Origin of the sequence: Aeromonas sp. 96A (assembly GCF_051919165.1) — a bacterium.
Classification (GTDB): domain Bacteria; phylum Pseudomonadota; class Gammaproteobacteria; order Enterobacterales; family Aeromonadaceae; genus Aeromonas; species Aeromonas veronii.
Genome location: NZ_JBQBFE010000001.1, coordinates 1,669,094 through 1,684,640 on the forward strand (window position 1 = coordinate 1,669,094; position 15,547 = coordinate 1,684,640).

At 60.2% G+C, this 15,547-nt stretch carries 13 protein-coding genes; 6 read left to right on the forward strand and 7 right to left on the reverse strand.

Annotation, left to right across the window (positions count from 1 at the left end; translation table 11 throughout):
* Nucleotides 1-42: 42 nt before the first annotated feature.
* The 3 genes from ligA to ACTG2W_RS07490 all read right to left on the reverse strand — a co-directional run bounded on the left by ligA (nucleotide 43) and on the right by ACTG2W_RS07490 (nucleotide 6,708).
* Nucleotides 43-2,049: an NAD-dependent DNA ligase LigA gene (ligA, locus tag ACTG2W_RS07480; protein WP_440016155.1), complete on the reverse strand. Its 2,007-nt coding sequence runs from the start codon at nucleotides 2,047-2,049 to the stop codon at nucleotides 43-45.
* Between the two features lie 99 nt (nucleotides 2,050-2,148).
* Nucleotides 2,149-3,318, reverse strand: coding sequence for a cell division protein ZipA (gene zipA / locus ACTG2W_RS07485; RefSeq protein WP_440016156.1), 1,170 nt, complete (start codon nucleotides 3,316-3,318; stop codon nucleotides 2,149-2,151).
* A 15-nt stretch (nucleotides 3,319-3,333) separates the two neighbouring features.
* Nucleotides 3,334-6,708: an AAA family ATPase gene (locus tag ACTG2W_RS07490; RefSeq protein ID WP_440016157.1), complete on the reverse strand. Its 3,375-nt coding sequence runs from the start codon at nucleotides 6,706-6,708 to the stop codon at nucleotides 3,334-3,336.
* Nucleotides 6,709-6,921: 213 nt separating this feature from the next.
* Here ACTG2W_RS07490 and cysZ point away from each other — a divergent pair, with 213 nt between their 5' ends.
* Nucleotides 6,922-7,686, forward strand: a complete 765-nt coding sequence (gene cysZ, locus ACTG2W_RS07495; protein ID WP_005338455.1) for a sulfate transporter CysZ — start codon at nucleotides 6,922-6,924, stop codon at nucleotides 7,684-7,686.
* Between the two features lie 146 nt (nucleotides 7,687-7,832).
* A complete protein-coding gene (locus tag ACTG2W_RS07500; protein WP_005338456.1) occupies nucleotides 7,833-8,447 on the forward strand; it encodes a trimeric intracellular cation channel family protein in 615 nt (204 codons plus the stop codon).
* Between the two features lie 85 nt (nucleotides 8,448-8,532).
* On the opposite strand, the gene ACTG2W_RS07505 is transcribed toward ACTG2W_RS07500, so the two are convergent.
* The 4 genes from ACTG2W_RS07505 to ACTG2W_RS07520 all read right to left on the reverse strand — a co-directional run bounded on the left by ACTG2W_RS07505 (nucleotide 8,533) and on the right by ACTG2W_RS07520 (nucleotide 11,872).
* Nucleotides 8,533-8,784, reverse strand: a complete 252-nt coding sequence (locus ACTG2W_RS07505; RefSeq protein ID WP_005338457.1) for a lipoprotein — start codon at nucleotides 8,782-8,784, stop codon at nucleotides 8,533-8,535.
* A gap of 47 nt (nucleotides 8,785-8,831) precedes the next feature.
* On the reverse strand, nucleotides 8,832-9,377 hold the full coding sequence (locus ACTG2W_RS07510; protein ID WP_005338458.1) for a DUF882 domain-containing protein: 546 nt from the start codon (nucleotides 9,375-9,377) through the stop codon (nucleotides 8,832-8,834).
* 162 nt (nucleotides 9,378-9,539) lie between these two features.
* Nucleotides 9,540-11,015 (reverse strand): L,D-transpeptidase family protein, encoded by a 1,476-nt coding sequence (locus ACTG2W_RS07515; RefSeq protein ID WP_106842418.1) that lies wholly within the window; start codon nucleotides 11,013-11,015, stop codon nucleotides 9,540-9,542.
* Nucleotides 11,016-11,107: 92 nt separating this feature from the next.
* Complete coding sequence (locus tag ACTG2W_RS07520; protein WP_106842417.1) at nucleotides 11,108-11,872, reverse strand: substrate-binding periplasmic protein; 765 nt, start codon at nucleotides 11,870-11,872, stop codon at nucleotides 11,108-11,110.
* A 316-nt stretch (nucleotides 11,873-12,188) separates the two neighbouring features.
* On the opposite strand from ACTG2W_RS07520, the gene ACTG2W_RS07525 reads away from it, so the two are divergent.
* The 4 genes from ACTG2W_RS07525 to ACTG2W_RS07540 are packed head-to-tail and all read left to right on the forward strand — an operon-like array spanning nucleotide 12,189 to nucleotide 15,343.
* On the forward strand, nucleotides 12,189-12,734 hold the full coding sequence (locus ACTG2W_RS07525) for a hypothetical protein (protein WP_106842416.1): 546 nt from the start codon (nucleotides 12,189-12,191) through the stop codon (nucleotides 12,732-12,734).
* Nucleotides 12,735-12,789: 55 nt separating this feature from the next.
* The gene (locus ACTG2W_RS07530; RefSeq protein WP_088869916.1) at nucleotides 12,790-13,809 is read left to right on the forward strand and encodes a glycosyltransferase family 2 protein; all 1,020 of its coding nucleotides are present in this window, start codon (nucleotides 12,790-12,792) and stop codon (nucleotides 13,807-13,809) included.
* On the forward strand, nucleotides 13,806-14,177 hold the full coding sequence (locus ACTG2W_RS07535; RefSeq protein ID WP_005338463.1) for a GtrA family protein: 372 nt from the start codon (nucleotides 13,806-13,808) through the stop codon (nucleotides 14,175-14,177). Before ACTG2W_RS07530 ends, ACTG2W_RS07535 begins: the two co-directional genes overlap by 4 nt.
* The gene (locus ACTG2W_RS07540) at nucleotides 14,177-15,343 is read left to right on the forward strand and encodes a hypothetical protein (protein ID WP_005338464.1); all 1,167 of its coding nucleotides are present in this window, start codon (nucleotides 14,177-14,179) and stop codon (nucleotides 15,341-15,343) included. The genes ACTG2W_RS07535 and ACTG2W_RS07540 overlap by 1 nt, the downstream gene beginning before the upstream one ends.
* Nucleotides 15,344-15,547: the final 204 nt, after the last annotated feature.

Consider the following 15,547-nt stretch of genomic DNA (forward strand, 5'->3'; position numbering starts at 1 on the left):
TCTTTTATCGGGTGCTGCGGTTAGCAGGCTTGGTGAGGGCTATCAGCCCTGCAACGCCTGTTGCAGCTCCTCTTCGGTCCAGACGGTAATGCCGAGCTCCTGCGCCTTGGTCAGCTTGGAACCGGCCGCTTCCCCCGCGACCAGCACATCGGTCTTGGCAGATACCGAACCCGCCACCTTGGCCCCCAGCGCCTGCAATGCCGCCTTGGCGTCGTTGCGCGACAAGGTGGTCAGGGTCCCGGTCAGCACGAAGGTCTTGCCGGCAAAGGGTTGCTCCGCGGCCTCTTTCTTCTCGATGGCTGGCCAGTGGATGCCGGCAGCCAGCAAGGCCTCCAGCACCTCCACGTTGTGGGGCTGACGCAGGAAGTAGTAGACATGCTTGGCCACCACATCGCCCACATCGGCCACTTCGAGCAGCTGCTCCACCGAAGCTGCGCGCAGGGCATCCAGGGTGAGGAAGTGGTTGGCAAGGTTGAGCGCAGTCGCCTCCCCCACTTCGCGGATCCCCAGGGCAAACAGGAAGCGCGGCAGGGTGGTGCTGCGGGCCGCATCGATGGCAGCCACCAGATTGAGGGCCGATTTTTGCCCCATCCGCTCAAGACCGGCCAGCTGGATGGCGTTGAGGCTGAAGAGATCAGCGGGAGTCTTCACTAGCTCCTTGTCTACCAGCTGCTCGACAATCTTGTCGCCAAGGCCGTCCACATCCATGGCGCGACGGGCGGCGAAGTGCTTGATCGCCTCCTTGCGCTGCGCCTCGCAGAACAGGCCGCCGGAGCAGCGGGCAACCGCTTCCCCTTCCAGCCGCTCCACCGCAGAACCACACACCGGACACTCGGCCGGGAAGAGGATCGCGCGGGCGTCGCTTGGGCGCTGCGCCTCCACTACGGCGACGATCTGCGGGATCACATCCCCCGCCCGGCGCACGATCACCGTATCGCCGATCATCACGCCGAGACGCTCAATCTCGTCAGCATTGTGCAAGGTGGCGTTGGAGACAGTGACGCCGCCGACAAACACAGGTTTTAGCTTGGCCACCGGGGTCACGGCGCCGGTGCGGCCGACCTGAAACTCGACGTTCTCAAGCTCTGTCATCTCTTCCTGCGCCGGGAACTTGTGGGCAGTCGCCCAGCGCGGGGCGCGGGCCACAAAGCCCAACTCCTCTTGCAGGGGGATGGCATCCACCTTGTAGACCACGCCATCGATCTCATAAGGGAGCTCGCCACGGCGGGCCAGAATGTCGTCATGGAACGCCTGACAACCGGCGGCCCCCTCTTTGAGCTTCACCTCGGGACTGAGTGGCAGCCCCCACTCCTTGAGCTGATTGAGGCGACCAAAGTGAGAGTCACCGAGCAGCTCGCCGCCAACACCGACACCGTAAGCGTAAAAGCTCAGGGGGCGGCTGGCGGTGATGCGTGAATCGAGTTGACGCAGGCTGCCGGCGGCGGCGTTGCGCGGGTTGACGAACACCTTCTCGCCCGCTGCCAGCGCCTTGGCGTTCATCGCCTCGAAACCGGCCTTGGGCATAAAGACTTCGCCACGCACCTCCAGCCGCTCTGGCCAGCCAGTGCCACGCAGCGCGAGCGGAATGGCCTTGATGGTGCGCACGTTCTCGGTGATCTCCTCACCGGTGGCGCCATCGCCCCGGGTGGCCGCCTGCACCAGCTGACCATTTACATAGAGCAGGCTCACCGCCAGACCATCGAGCTTGGGCTCGCAGCAGAAGGTGAAACGCACGTCACGCTTGAGGCGATCGCTCATCCGTTGTTCGAACGCCTGCAACTCTTCGCTGCTAAAGACGTTGTCCAGACTCAGCATGGGGATCTCGTGGCGCACCTGTTTGAAGACCGTCAGCGGCTGACCGCCGACCCGCACGCTGGGTGACGCCGGTGTTTTCAGCTCGGGATGCTCGGCCTCCAGCGCAATCAGTTCGCGCATCAGGCGATCGTATTCGGCATCCGGCACTGTGGGGTTATCCAGCACATAGTACTGGTGACCATATTCGGTAAGCAGTTCACACAATTGACGGTGGCGGGAGAGGGTGTCGCTCATGAAAAAGTCTCGAAGTGTGATTGAACGTACGGCCGGGGTAGAAACAAAAATGCGGTACCAGGGTACCGCACTTTTTCTTCACTCGACCCGCATGGCGTATTAGTCGCGACTGGCCTCATAGGCAGCCAGCTCGTGACGGTAACGGGCAATGGTCTCGTCGCTCAGCGGGCTGCGATCCATATCTGTCAGCATGGCATCGAGATCGCTGGCCAGCTGATCGGCAGCCTGCAGCATGTCCTCGAAGGCAAACGCGGCATTGCTGCGCAGCGGCAGTTGCATGAACAGGGAGACACCCGGCGTGGTGAACTGTTCCATCCGGTACGGATTGAAGGTGCCTGGCTTGACCATGTTGATCATGGAGAAGAGCACTTCACCCTTGCCGTTGGGATCTTTGTGACGGTGGAAAATATCCATCTCGCCAAACTTGAAGCCCAGCGCCATCAGGGATGAGAGCAGGGTTGCACCTTGCAAGTCGTGACCCGGACGGCCCATCAGGTTGATGACATAGACATCCTGCCAGATCTTCTCGACCGGCTGGGGTGCCATGCGCGGCTCTTCAACCACAGGTGCAGGTGCCACATAGGCCGGCTCTTCATACACAGGCTCGGGAGCCACATGACGGGGCTGCGGCTGATATTCCGGCTCGGGAGCACGCACCGGTTCGGCACGAACGGTGTCGGCGGTACGGACTGTCTCTGCACGGGCACCAAAAGTCGGGGCGGTCGCGTAAGCGGGCTCGACCAGCGGCTCGTCATCCAGCGACTGCATCATGGGCTCGCGCTGGGGACGGGAACGGTAGACCGGGGTACGACGATTGACCTGAGCTGGTTTGCGCACCGGCGCGGCGGGCGCCTCGTCGATCTCCTCGGGCAGCGGTTCGTCGAACGCTTCCTCCTCTTCATAGACAGGAGGCGGCGGAACCGGGCGGGCAGCAGGCTTGCGCACTACGGGCGGCGGCAGATCGTCCTCGTCATCTTCATCATCAAAGGCGGGGACGGCAGGGCGACGACCGAGTTCCGGCTGGCGGCTCTCTTCACTGCGCAGCTTGGGCTCGGCACGACGGCCACCACTGACCACACGTACCTGGCCGATGCCATCGCTGTCGAAGGCGTCGTTATCACGATCCCGCGACTTGGAGTCCATCCGTCCAATCGGTTTCTCTTTGATCGGTGCCTGACGATTCTTTTTGTTGCTCCACAACCCGTGAATGAGCAATGCCGCAATAGCAATACCGCCCAGGGCAACCAAGATGTAACGCAATTCCTGCATTAGCTGCTTCTCTTTCTAGTTTTGCTCAGCCAAAGCGACGGCTTCACCGATATCGACCGACACAATGCGAGAAACCCCGGGCTCTTGCATCGTGACGCCAACCAGCTGCTCAGCCATCTCCATGGAGACCTTATTATGACTGATGTAAACGAACTGTACTGTGCTCGACATCTCTTTGACAAGAGAACAGAAGCGACCGACGTTCACTTCATCGAGCGGTGCATCCACCTCATCCAGCAGACAAAAAGGTGCTGGGTTGAGTCTGAAGATGGCAAAAACCAGCGCAAGCGCGGTTAACGCCTTCTCCCCCCCGGAAAGCAGGGCAATGGTAGCATTCTTCTTACCCGGAGGTCTCGCCATGATGCTCACTCCGGCCTCCAAAAGATCATCGGAGGTAAGCTCAAGCCAGGCACAGCCCCCACCGAACACTTTTGGAAACAGGGATTTTAAATCTTCGTTGACCTTATCGAAAGTGTCCCGGAACCGTATTTGTGTCTCTTTATCAATTCTTTTAATGGCTTGGCTCAAGGTTTCCAGCGCTTGCTCGAGATCCTGGCACTGATTTTCAAGATAGGTTGCCCGGGTTTTCGCCTCTTCGTACTCCTCCAGCGCCGCCAGGTTGATGGCGCCGAGCGCCTCCACTTGCGCCTCCAGGGTCTGGATCTCCTGCCGCAGCTTGCCGCGATCAGCGGCGATCAGCACCGCCTGATCGAGATCTACCAGTCGAACCCCCAGCTCTTCGAACTGCTCGTGCAACCCCTGTCGACGGGTGAGGTTGCGTTCACGCTCAAGGCGCAGGGTTGCCAGCTTCTCCTGCAACGTCACCAGCTGCTTGTGATCGGCACTTCTGGCCTGTTCCAGCTCACCCAACTGGCGCTCCAGCTCCGCAAGCCGTTGATGACAGGCGAGCTGCTGCGCCTCCAGATTGCGCTGCTCGGCCAGCAGGGGCGCCAGATCCGGCACCGCTTCGCTATCCGGCCCTTTCAGCCCGGCCAGCTCCAGCCCGAGCCGAGCCAGCTCCTCTTCACCCAGGGTAATGAGTTGGCGCAGATTGCCCAACTCCAGTTGCAAACGCTGGCAGGCCGCTTGTTGCTGCTCGCGGCGCACACGGGCCTCGTCGACCGCCCGCTCGCAGCGGGTCAGCAGCTCCTGAGCAACCTGTAACCCTTGTGTCAGGGGCTCCCCCTGCTCCTGCAACTCGGCAAGGCGCGCCTCATCGAGTTCCAGTTGTTCACGGGCGCTGGCCAGTCGCTCTGCCTCTTCGGCCTGCTCCTGATCGAGCCGGATCAGCTCTTCGCCGAGCTGACCGAGCCGCTGCAACCGCTCCTGCCGCTGACCCTGTTGGAGGCTCCAGGCTTCGCGCAGTTGTTGCCATTTCTGCTCTTGCTCGCGCAAGGTTCGCTGCGACAACTCCTGCGCACTGGCAATCTGGGCGCGCCGGGCATCGGCTGAGACAAGTTGCTCGCTCAGCTGTGCCAGCCCCGCGGCAACCTTCTCCTGCTCGGTATGCAACCGCTCACGCTCACCCAGCAGCGCCATGGTGCCAAGCGCCGCGCCCTGCCCCAGATCTGCCCAGTTTGGCCCCAGCCAGTCGCCAGCAGGAGTCAGTACCGACTCACCGGCCGCAAGGCTTGGCTGACGGGCCAATGCGGCTTCCCGGCTCTCCACCAGCCAGATGGCGTTGAGGAAGGCAGGAATATGCTCACCACCCAGTTGCGCCGCCAGCGTACCGGCAACCGCCGGTTGCGCCGGGCCAATCCAGAGCCCCTCTTGCGCCAGATTGCACTCGTCCGCCGGCGTTGCGGTGAGCCAGCGACCCAGCACCTTGTCGAGTGCCTGTGCCCACTCGGGGGCAACCTGCAACCGGTCGGCCAGGGTCGCCCCCTCCATCTGTTCGCCGAGGATTTGATCCAGCGTCGCCAGCCGCGCCTCCAGTTCCCGCTGCAGGCTCAACTGCTGGCCATACTGCTGCTTGAGTTGTTCATGGGCGTCGACCGCCTGCGCCAGCTGCTCGGTCAGCTCGCCATTAGCCGCCCGCGTCAGCTCCAGCTCACCACTCAGGGCATCGAGGGCCGGTTGCAGGTCATCGGCCTCAGCGCCGAGGGGTCCCGCGCGTTCATCTTCCAGCTTGAGGCGGGCCAGCCGGGTCTTGGCTTGCAACTCCTGCAAACCACCCAACCGGGTACGAGTCTGGTTGAGCTGCCCCTGCAACCCGGCCAACTGTTGTTGCCACTGCTGCTGGCGCAGGCGGGCCTGCTCCAGCTGCTCGCTGGCGTGCTGGCGGGCCTCCAGCTGCTCGGTGAGCAACTGCTCACACTGCTCCAACCGGGCACTCTCCTGCTCGGCGCGCAATACCCCTTCGGTCAGTTGATCCTGCTGGCTGGCCAGCTGCGCCTTGCGAGTGGCGATCCGCTCGCCCAGCGCCTCTGCACGGGCCTGCCAGTCGCGCCCCAGTTCACTCTGGTGCAGTTGCTGTTGTTCGAGGCGGGCGATGGCCTGCCCGCCGAGAAATATCTGTTGCTGACGGCTCGCCTGCTCGGCTTGCGCCTCTTGTCTGGCGACCGACAGAGTGACGTGGCGCCCCTCATCGGCGGTGCGCTTTGCATCGAGCGCCGCCAGCGCCTGCTCGGCCTGCGCCAGTTCGGTTTTGGCCTCGCCAAGGCGCGTCTCCAGCGCCCACAACTCGGAGCCAATCAGCTCGGCACGAGCAGCGCGCGAACGACTCTTGAGCTGTTTGTAGCGCTCGGCCGTTTCGGCCTGGGCTTTGAGGTGGTCAAGGCGCGAACCCAGCTCGCCGCGAATATCGCCGAGGCGCTCCAGGTTCTCCTGTGTGTGGCGAATGCGCTGCTCGGTCTCGCGGCGCCGCTCCTTGTAACGGGAAACCCCGGCGGCCTCTTCCATAAAGAGCTTGAGATCGGCCGGACGTGACTCCACCAGTCGGCTGACGGTGCCCTGCTCGATGATGGCGTAACTGCGGGGGCCAAGACCGGTGCCGAGGAAGAGGTCGGTCACATCTTTGCGGCGGCACTTCTGGCCGTTGATCTGATAATGGTTGGAGCCATCGCGCAGCACTTCGCGGCGCACCGAAATCTCGGTAAAGCGGCCGAACTCGCCGGGCACCCGGTTATGGGGATTGTCGAACACCAGCTCCACCGAGGCGCGACCGTGCGCACTGCGGTTGATGGAGCCGTTGAAGATGACATCGGTCATGTTCTCGCCCCGCAGATGGCGGGCGGAGCTCTCCCCCAGCACCCAGCGCACCGCGTCGATGACGTTGGATTTGCCACAACCGTTAGGGCCCACCACGGCGGTCATGTCTGCCGACAGTTCGATGCGGGTCGGCTCGACGAACGACTTGAAGCCGGCGAGTTTGATCAGTTTCAGACGCATGGCGACCTGTATCAGTGGCTAAATAAAGAGGATGCGGGCAGGTGACTTTACCAAATCCAGACCCGGCTTTGTGTGTAATATGCAGGCATCATCCCCATTCATGCCCGATTTTTGGTCGCCACGGCACGAAATAAGGAATAGTCGGCGACTTTACCAAATCAAAGGCTTGTTTGTAATATGCTGGCAGTTCTCCCATGCATAGATGGAGCTCACATGAGCCAATCACCCCATATGGTCAAAGATTCAATCAGCGGTGCAGACTACTTTCTGCGCGGGTTTTCCCTCATTCGCCAACCGGGCATCCGCACCTTTGTGCTGATCCCCCTGCTGGTCAACTTCGTGCTGTTTGCCGGGGCCTTCTATGCCCTGTTGCTGCAACTGGACGGCCTGTTCGCCTGGCTCCATCAGCAGATCCCCGCCTGGCTCGACTGGCTGGACTATCTGCTGTGGCCCATCGCCCTCATCACCATCTTGGTGGTCTTCTCCTTTATCTTCAGCTCGGTTGCCAACTGGGTCGCCGCCCCCTTCAACGGCCTGCTGGCGGAGAAGGTGGAGCAGATCCTCACCGGCCAGCCCGCCAATGACAGCGGCATGCTGGATATCGTCAAGGATGTGCCACGCACCTTCGGCCGCGAATGGACCAAGCTGAAGTATTACCTGCCCAAGGCTATCGGTTGCCTGATCCTGTTTCTGATCCCCGTGGTGGGCCAAACCCTAGCGCCTGTGCTCTGGTTCCTGTTCAGCGCCTGGATGATGGCGATCCAGTATGTGGATTATCCGTTCGACAACCACAAGATCGACTTCATCACCATGCGTGACGCCTTGAAGCAACGCCGCGGCAAGTGCCTGAGCTTCGGCGCTTTGGTGACCCTCTTCTCCGCCATTCCGGTGGTAAACCTCTTCGTGATGCCGGTCGCCATCTGTGGCGCCACCGCTATGTGGGTCGATCACTACCGGCAGGAGCAGTTGGGGCGCTAACCCTTGAACATTGATTAGAAAAAGGCACCCGAAACGGTGCCTTTTTCGCATTTAGCATGAATTAAATTAATGTATGCATTCGATAGCTTGTCCCATATGACACGAGTTGGTAGGATTCTGGCCTTTCTCGTTCCCTGGGATATCTCATGTTACATGCACTCTTCTTGGTGGGCCTGGTGGCCGAAGGGATGACCGGCGCGCTGGCCGCGGGTCGGCGACGGATGGATCTGTTTGGTGTGGTGATCATCGCATCGGCGACGGCCATCGGTGGTGGCACCATTCGCGATGTGCTGCTGGGCCACTATCCGCTGCTCTGGATTGAGCATCCGGAATACGTGCTGCTGGTTGCCGCAGCCGCGATGGCGGGTGTGGTCTCCGCCCCCCTGATGCGCTATCTCGGCAAACTGTTCATGGCCCTTGATGCCCTGGGGCTGGTGGTCTTCTCCATCTTTGGTGCGGCCCGAGCGCTGGATATGGGCCACGGCGCCGGTATTGCCTGCATCATGGCGGTAGTGACCGGGGTCTTTGGCGGGGTGCTGCGAGATCTGCTCTGCCAGCGCATTCCACTGGTATTTCGTCGCGAGCTCTATGCAGCCATTTCGCTGATCACCGCAGCCCTCTACTGTCTGGCGCTGGATCAGGGCTTGCCGACCAACTGGGCCGCGTTCGGTTCCATCGGGATCGGCTTTGTACTGCGGCTGCTGGCGGTACGCTTCAAGTGGGGTCTGCCCACCTTCAACTACCAGTACGCGACCCACTGAGTACGCCAGCTTCTGGCGAGGCGGGTTGGATTGCTAGCAACAAAAAAGCGCCCGAGCGGCGCTTTTTTCATGGACGGTCTGCGACTCAGTTAATCCCTTCCGAGCTGAAGAAGGTCGCCTTGTCGGCGATAAAGCGGATCTTGATGTTCTTCCCTTCCCCGCCCCAGAGGCAGCTGGTAGTGCCCAAGGCATCATCACAACGCTCCGCCTTGCCCAGAATGGTGCTGGCCTCGGCGTAACTCATCCCCATCTTCAACTGGTCGTAATTTTCACGGTTGAGCTTGCTGCAACCGGTCAACAACAGGGCGATCAGGCCGCCAATCACTATCTTTTTCATCGCTATCTCCTCTCTGGTGGGAAGAACTTGGCAGCTTGCCAACCCCTTTACCAGCTGCGCACCGGGCCGGTATCGAGGTGAACGAAGTTATCACGGGGATAGTAACCGACCCCACCCACCTTGAGCTGGAGCGCCGCCTTGCGCAGATGGGCCAGCTGTACGCCGGGGATCCGCACATCCACCGCCTGCCCCAGGGTGTGGTAACTGTGCTTGGCCACGCCGCGGCTCTTGTGGCGCTTCTGACGATTGGTCGCCGGGGCGCGATAGCCGGAGATCAGCTGGATTTCGCTGCGCCGACCCAGCTTGTGCTGCAACAGAAACAGTTGATCAAAAAGCTTCTTGTCGATGTTGAATACTTCATTGCGCCGGTAATCACGGAAGATGTGGTTGAGCTCGGCCAACCCGTCGCTCAGATAGTGGCCATTTTCCCAATAGCTGGCGCGCACCCGCTCGCCGGTATTGAGATTGAAGAAACTGAGTTCACGCCCGGTGGTACTGCGGCTGGCCAGTGCAGGGAAGGAGATCAGCGAGCTGCCCAGCAGGCAACCGGCTCCCAACAACAGGCGACGTCGACTTATCTCTTGTTCCAGCATAAGGGGTTCGTCCATCGCAGATTCAAGCGAAAAGGTGAATAAGCTCACTGAGTGAATGTCATACAGGCGCTTGAAACTACCCTCCGGCGGGGGGCCCTGTCAAACCGCAATCGCCCATAGAAAAGCCCGGCACAGGCCGGGCTTTTCACTCTGTGGCAGGGATCACAGCAGGCGGCTCTGGAAGCTGACCCGATCAAATCCGTAGATGTCGTTACGCAGTTGCTGGCGACCATTTTCGTCGATCCAGCTGCTCCAGTAGACGGTAAAGACCGGGATCGGCGTGGTGAGCGGCAACCATTTGGTCTGGCTCTCCTTGAGGATATTGGCCACCTTGTCCGGTTGATAGCGGGAATCTGCCAGCAACAACTCGGCCAGATCGTCGGCATGCTCCACCCGGATGCAGCCCGAACTGAAGGCGCGCGCCCCCTGTTCGAACAGCGCCTTGCGCGGGGTGGAGTGCAGATAGATGGCGTCATTGTTGGGCAGGTAGAACTTGTAGCGCCCCAGGGCATTGTGATCCCCCGGCTTTTGCCGCAGGCGATAGGGGAAACCGGCGGCCAGCGCCTGATGCCACCCCTCTTCGGTGAACTGGACCGGATTGCCCTCGCTGTCGATCACCTCGAACTGCTCGCGACTCAGATAGGCGGGATCCCGACCCAGCTTGGGCAGGATGTCCTTGCTCAGGATGGAGCGCGGCACATGCCAGGAGGGATTGAGCACGATGGAGCGAATTTCGCTGGCCAGAATGGGCGTGGCCCGCTGCTCCTTGCCGACGATGACCCGGCTGGTAAACACCTCGTTGCCGGACTCCACCACGCTCAGGCGGTAGTCGGGAATATTGACCAGCACGTAGCGGCCACCGGCGAGCTGATCCACCAGATCGCGACGCCACAGGTTACGCAGCAGCAGGCTGGCGCGCACTTGCGGGCCGGTATTGAGCCAGGAGCGGGTCTGACGGCCGATGATGCCGTCCGCGGTGAGACCATGACGACGCTGGAACTGCTTGATGGCCTGCTCGGTATCACCATCGTAAATCTGATCACCATGGCTCGGGGCGCTGTCGCCCAGCTCGTTGAGCATGGCGCGGATTTGGCCGAGCTCGGCGGAGCTCTCTCCAGCGCGCAGGGTCGGCATATCGAGGGTCGGCCACTTGCTGGCCATCGGCATCGCCAGCAGTTTGTGCACTTTGGCCCGCACCGCCTCGTATTCCGCCACCTGGGGGCGCAGGGATTTCACTTGGGTGAGCAGGTCATCATCGCTGGGTTGGGTCACCACAGGGCGGTTCAAATCGAGCTTGAGGGTCTTCATCTGCTCGCGAGAGACCAGATCCATCCCCCGCCAGGCGTGCTGGAAACGGCTCAGCTTGGTAAAAATGTCGTCATAGATGGCGCCACGCTTGTCTGCAGGGGTGGCCTGCAGGCGCTTCCACAGCGTGAAAAAATCGGGATGCAGCTGGGCAAGCACAGCCTCTTGCAACTGCTGCTCCAGCTCGACACGGGCCTGACTGCCCTGATACCAGTCGTGTCCGGTTTCACTGGCCGCCACCACAACTTGTGCTTCGGTCGCATGTACCGCACCGGCGGGCAAACATCCCAGCCACACCAGATTGGCAAGGGCCAGCCAATACTTCATCCCCATGGGTACCTCAAAACGGTTTGTTCACTCTGTCGGGCCTGACAAGCAGACCCGATGCTCAGGCCGCTCATGATGCGTGAACGGCCAATACTTTGCTAGCGCCCGGGGGCATAACGCTGCCAGATAATGTCATACGCATCTGTCTCCTTGAACCGCGCCAACGCCTGATTGAATTGTTGCAAGAACTGCGGCGAAAAGCTGCGCTTGCCCAACATAAAGAAGCTCGGCGATTCAGATACCACCATGGGGTGACTGGTGAACAGACCGCTCATCCCCTCCTTGTTAAGGGCGCTGGGGGTAGCCAACATGTCACCGAGGAAACCGTCGATCCGCCCGCGGGCCAGCTTCTCAAAATTTTGCTGGTCGCTCACCGCACTCACCTGTTTGGCATAGCGAGCGAGCAGCGACATCACTTCATCGCCATAGAAGTACTCTTTGGTGACGCCGAGGGAGTAACCATTGGCCAGCCAGCTCGCCAGATCCTGCTCGGGATAGTGGCTGCCCTTGCGGATCCACAGCAAGGTGCGCCCCGGGTTGTAGGAGTCGGAAAACCAGGCATAACGAGCGCGCTCATCATTGATATTCGCCTCCATCGCCATGTCTATCTCGCCATGCTCCATTTCGTGCAGTACCCGCTTCCAGGGCAGCTCCACATAGTTGACCTTGCAGTGCATGGAAGTGAGCACAGCCGTCAGCACCTCGGCGGCATAACCGCGCACCTCTTGCGGTGAGTCGGCTTCGTAATAATGGTAGGGGGGCCAGTTATCGTAACCGACCTGAATGGGCTCGGGACACAGGGCCCTGGCCAATGCCATTGGCGCCCATAATCCAAGCAACAGACAGCAAGAGAGCCACTTCATATGTCATCCTTGACGAATAAGTGAGTCATCATAAATCGCCCCCTGCAAAATGGCGATAGAAGCCAGATGACTATCGCATCCGCTAGAAAATGACGCAGCAAAGCGCTTCTATTTGCCAATTGTCCTGCCGGAGCACCATTGGCAACCTGCACCCCGCCAGACCTGTTTAACCGGGAAACAGCAACGTTTGGAACAGGGGTAAAAAGGGGTTAATATGTGACCAAATATTTTTTTGTGATCCACTATGCTTTTTTTGCAATTGGATTAGCATATGCGCGACATCGGCCTACCCATTCTGTCAGGCATAGAGAGTGATATGACGTACAAAAAGTTCGGTTTTTTGACTGCCATTCTGGCGTTAAGCGGTTTTTATCTTTACACCCTCTATCTGGCTGCTCACCCCAACGTGAGCCTGGCCTACAAACTCTATTATCTGGAAGGCAAGACCCGCTTCTGGGAACACAACTCCAGCATGACCTATCAGCTGGGTAACGAGCTCAATCTGACCAAGCCAAGCCGCTTCCTCTCCAGCGAAGGTTGGGCCAAGAAGCCGAGCGACGAAGGTACCCTGCTCAGCGGTCAGGGCGGTCTCTACTTTGTGCTGCCCAAGCAGGCGGCCAATCCGGATCAGCTTACCGTACAGGCCCGCATCAACAGCCCGGAAGCTGGCGCTCTGTTGAAAGTGGCGCTGGGTCACGACTTCACCACCACGGTGAAAATGGCCAAAGCGGGCATCAACGAAATCCGCCTCAGTCTGCCCGGTGACTCGCTCACGGCAGATCCCAAGCGCCCCAATTTTCTGGCGCTCTCGGCACCTACTCCCATCAATGTGCAGTCGGTACGTTTGACCGTAGCCCAGTGATCCTTGCCCCGAATACCATTTTATAAAAACAACTATCCCAAATAAGGACGTTCTTATGTCGCATCCAGATTTTCGACTCTCTCTGGTCGTTCCCGTTTACAACGAGGAAGAGAGCATCGATGCCTTCATCAACGCGATAGACAACGAACTGGCCCCGCTGAAAGACCAGCTTGAAATTGTATTCGTCAACGATGGCAGCCGTGACCGCACCCGTGAAGTGGTCGAGCAGGCCATCGCCCGTGACCCGCGCGTGACCCTCGTCAACCTGGCACGCAACTTCGGTAAAGAGGCGGCTCTGACCGCCGGTCTGCATCAGGCCAAAGGGGATGCCATCGTGCCGATGGACGTGGATCTGCAAGACCCGCCCGCCCTGATCCTGGAGTTCGTCAAACTGTGGCAGACCGGTGACTATGACACCGTCTACGGCATCCGCGTCGATCGCAGTGCCGATACCCCGATGAAGCGCCTGACTGCCGGTGGCTTCTACCGCTTCTTCAACGCCCTCTCCACCAGCACCAAGCTGCCGGAGAACGCCGGTGACTTCCGCCTGATCGACCGTCGCGTGGTCGAGGCGATCAAGCTGCTGCCGGAGCGCAACCGCTTCATGAAGGGTCTGTTTGCCTGGGCCGGTTTCCGTGCCGTTGGCGTCCCCTACGAGCGCCCTGCCCGTCACGCCGGTGAAACCAAGTTCAACTACTGGAAACTGTGGAACTTCGCCCTCGACGGTCTGCTCAGCTTCTCCAGCTGGCCGCTGCGGGTCTGGAGCTATGTGGGGGTCAGCGTCTCGCTGGTTGCCTTCCTCTATATCCTGAAAATCATCACCCAGGTGATCTTCTTCGGCATCGACGTGCCCGGTTACGCCTCCCTGATGTCCGTAGTGCTGTTCCTCGGCGGTATCCAGCTGCTGTCGCTCGGCATCATAGGCGAGTACATCGGCCGCATGTTCGTGGAAGTGAAACAGCGCCCGGTCTACCTCATTGAAGGGGTCTATGGCCAGTATGCCAAGCAGGATGCGGCCAAACCGCAGAGCGCTGACAGCAACCAGCAAGAGCAGCAGGAGCAAGCGCCTCAATGATCTCCCGCGAGGAATTCTGGCGGCTGGTACGTTTCGGTTTTGTCGGCGGGGGAGCTACCCTCGTCGACCTTGGCACCTCCATCGCACTGTTTCATACCTGGCCCACCATCTCGGAGCACCTGGTTACCACGTTGGCTTTTGCCATCGCGTTCTGGTTCTCCTTCTTTGGTCACCGCTACATCACCTTCCAGAAGCAGGGAGCCGCCAGCAAGTTTCTGCTGGTTGCCCTCTTCTCGCTGGCGGTGCGTAACCTGATCCTGAGCGGCCTGCTGTTTGCGGGGCTCTCCGGTCTGCTGCCGGTGGTCATCGCCACCCTGACCGTTACCGTCCTCACTTACGTTCTCTCTCGCGTCTGGGTTTTTGCCTGATGAATGATATGACCAATACTGCCCCGCTCACCGGGGCTGCACTCCCCTATCGCCCGTCACTGCGCATCAGCGGTCGTGACTGGCTGATGATCATCGCCGCCTTCATGCTGAGCCGGGTGGCGCTGTATGGTATGGGCTACTTCGGGGTCCAGCTCTATGGCTCCCCCGACATCGGCCCGCTGCAGGCCTATTGTCAGTTCGACTGCGTCTGGTTCCAGCGCATCATCGAAAACGGCTACGACCTCTACCCGCGCTGGCTGAGCAAGGGCAATGCGGCCAACTGGGCCTTTATGCCGCTCTACCCGATGGTCTCCGGTGCCATCTCCAACCTGTTCAATGTCGAGAGCCTGATCGGCCTCATCATTGTTACCAATATCTCCTTCTTCGCCAGCCTGCCGCTGATGCTGCTGGTGTTGCGTCAGCTCAAGCTGGGGGACGATACCGCCCGCTTCGGCGTCTGGCTGCTCGCCTTCTCCCCCTTCTCCGCCTACTTCGTCTCCGGTTATACCGAGTCGACCTTTATGGCGCTGATGCTGGGGATGTTCCTGTTCGCCTATCGGGAGCAGTGGTTGATGGTGGCCGTGCTGGGGGTCTGTATCTCCGCCACCCGCAACCTGGGGGTAATGATGGTCTTCCCGGTGCTGATCCTGGCGCTGCAAGCCTACGGCTGGCGGGAATTTTTCCGCTTCACCGAGCGCGCCTTCAAGGTGGTGTTCACCCTCTGGATGATCCCGTTTGGCCTGTTTGCCTACATGGTCTACCTCTATCACCTGACCGGTGATGCCTTTGCCTTCAAGCACATTCAGGTGGCCTGGGGTCGCTACATGGACAGCCCGCTGGACTGGTGGCTGAGCGGTTTCGAGCTGGGCGGCCGCAAGGCTTACCTCTCCATCATGGTGATCTTCGGCTGGTGCCTGAACGGTTACCTGTTCAGCCAGAAGCGCTGGGCGGAAGCGACCCTGATGTTTATCTGCTGCACCATCCCGCTGATGACCGGCCTCAACGCCATGCCGCGCTATATGTTCGGGCTCTACCCGACCCTGCTGGCCATCATTCTGCTGACCCATCGCTGGCCCGCTATCCGCCCAGCAGTGCTCTGCATCAGCGGCATGGTTGCCTCCTTCATCGCGGTGGCCTTCGTCAACTTCAAGTTCTTCACCGTCTGATGTGACGACGATGCCTGACACACCAAATGCCGGTCACCTGACCGGCATTTTTTTATGGCCGCTATTTTTATCGACAGATCGTCCCTCTCCTCTCCGTCACACTTTCCTCGTCTTGAAAACGTAACCATTTGAACTGATGTCACAAATCGGCGTTTTGCTGATCCAAGGCGCGCTTTGCTGCTCCTAGAATGGGCCCTTGTCCGA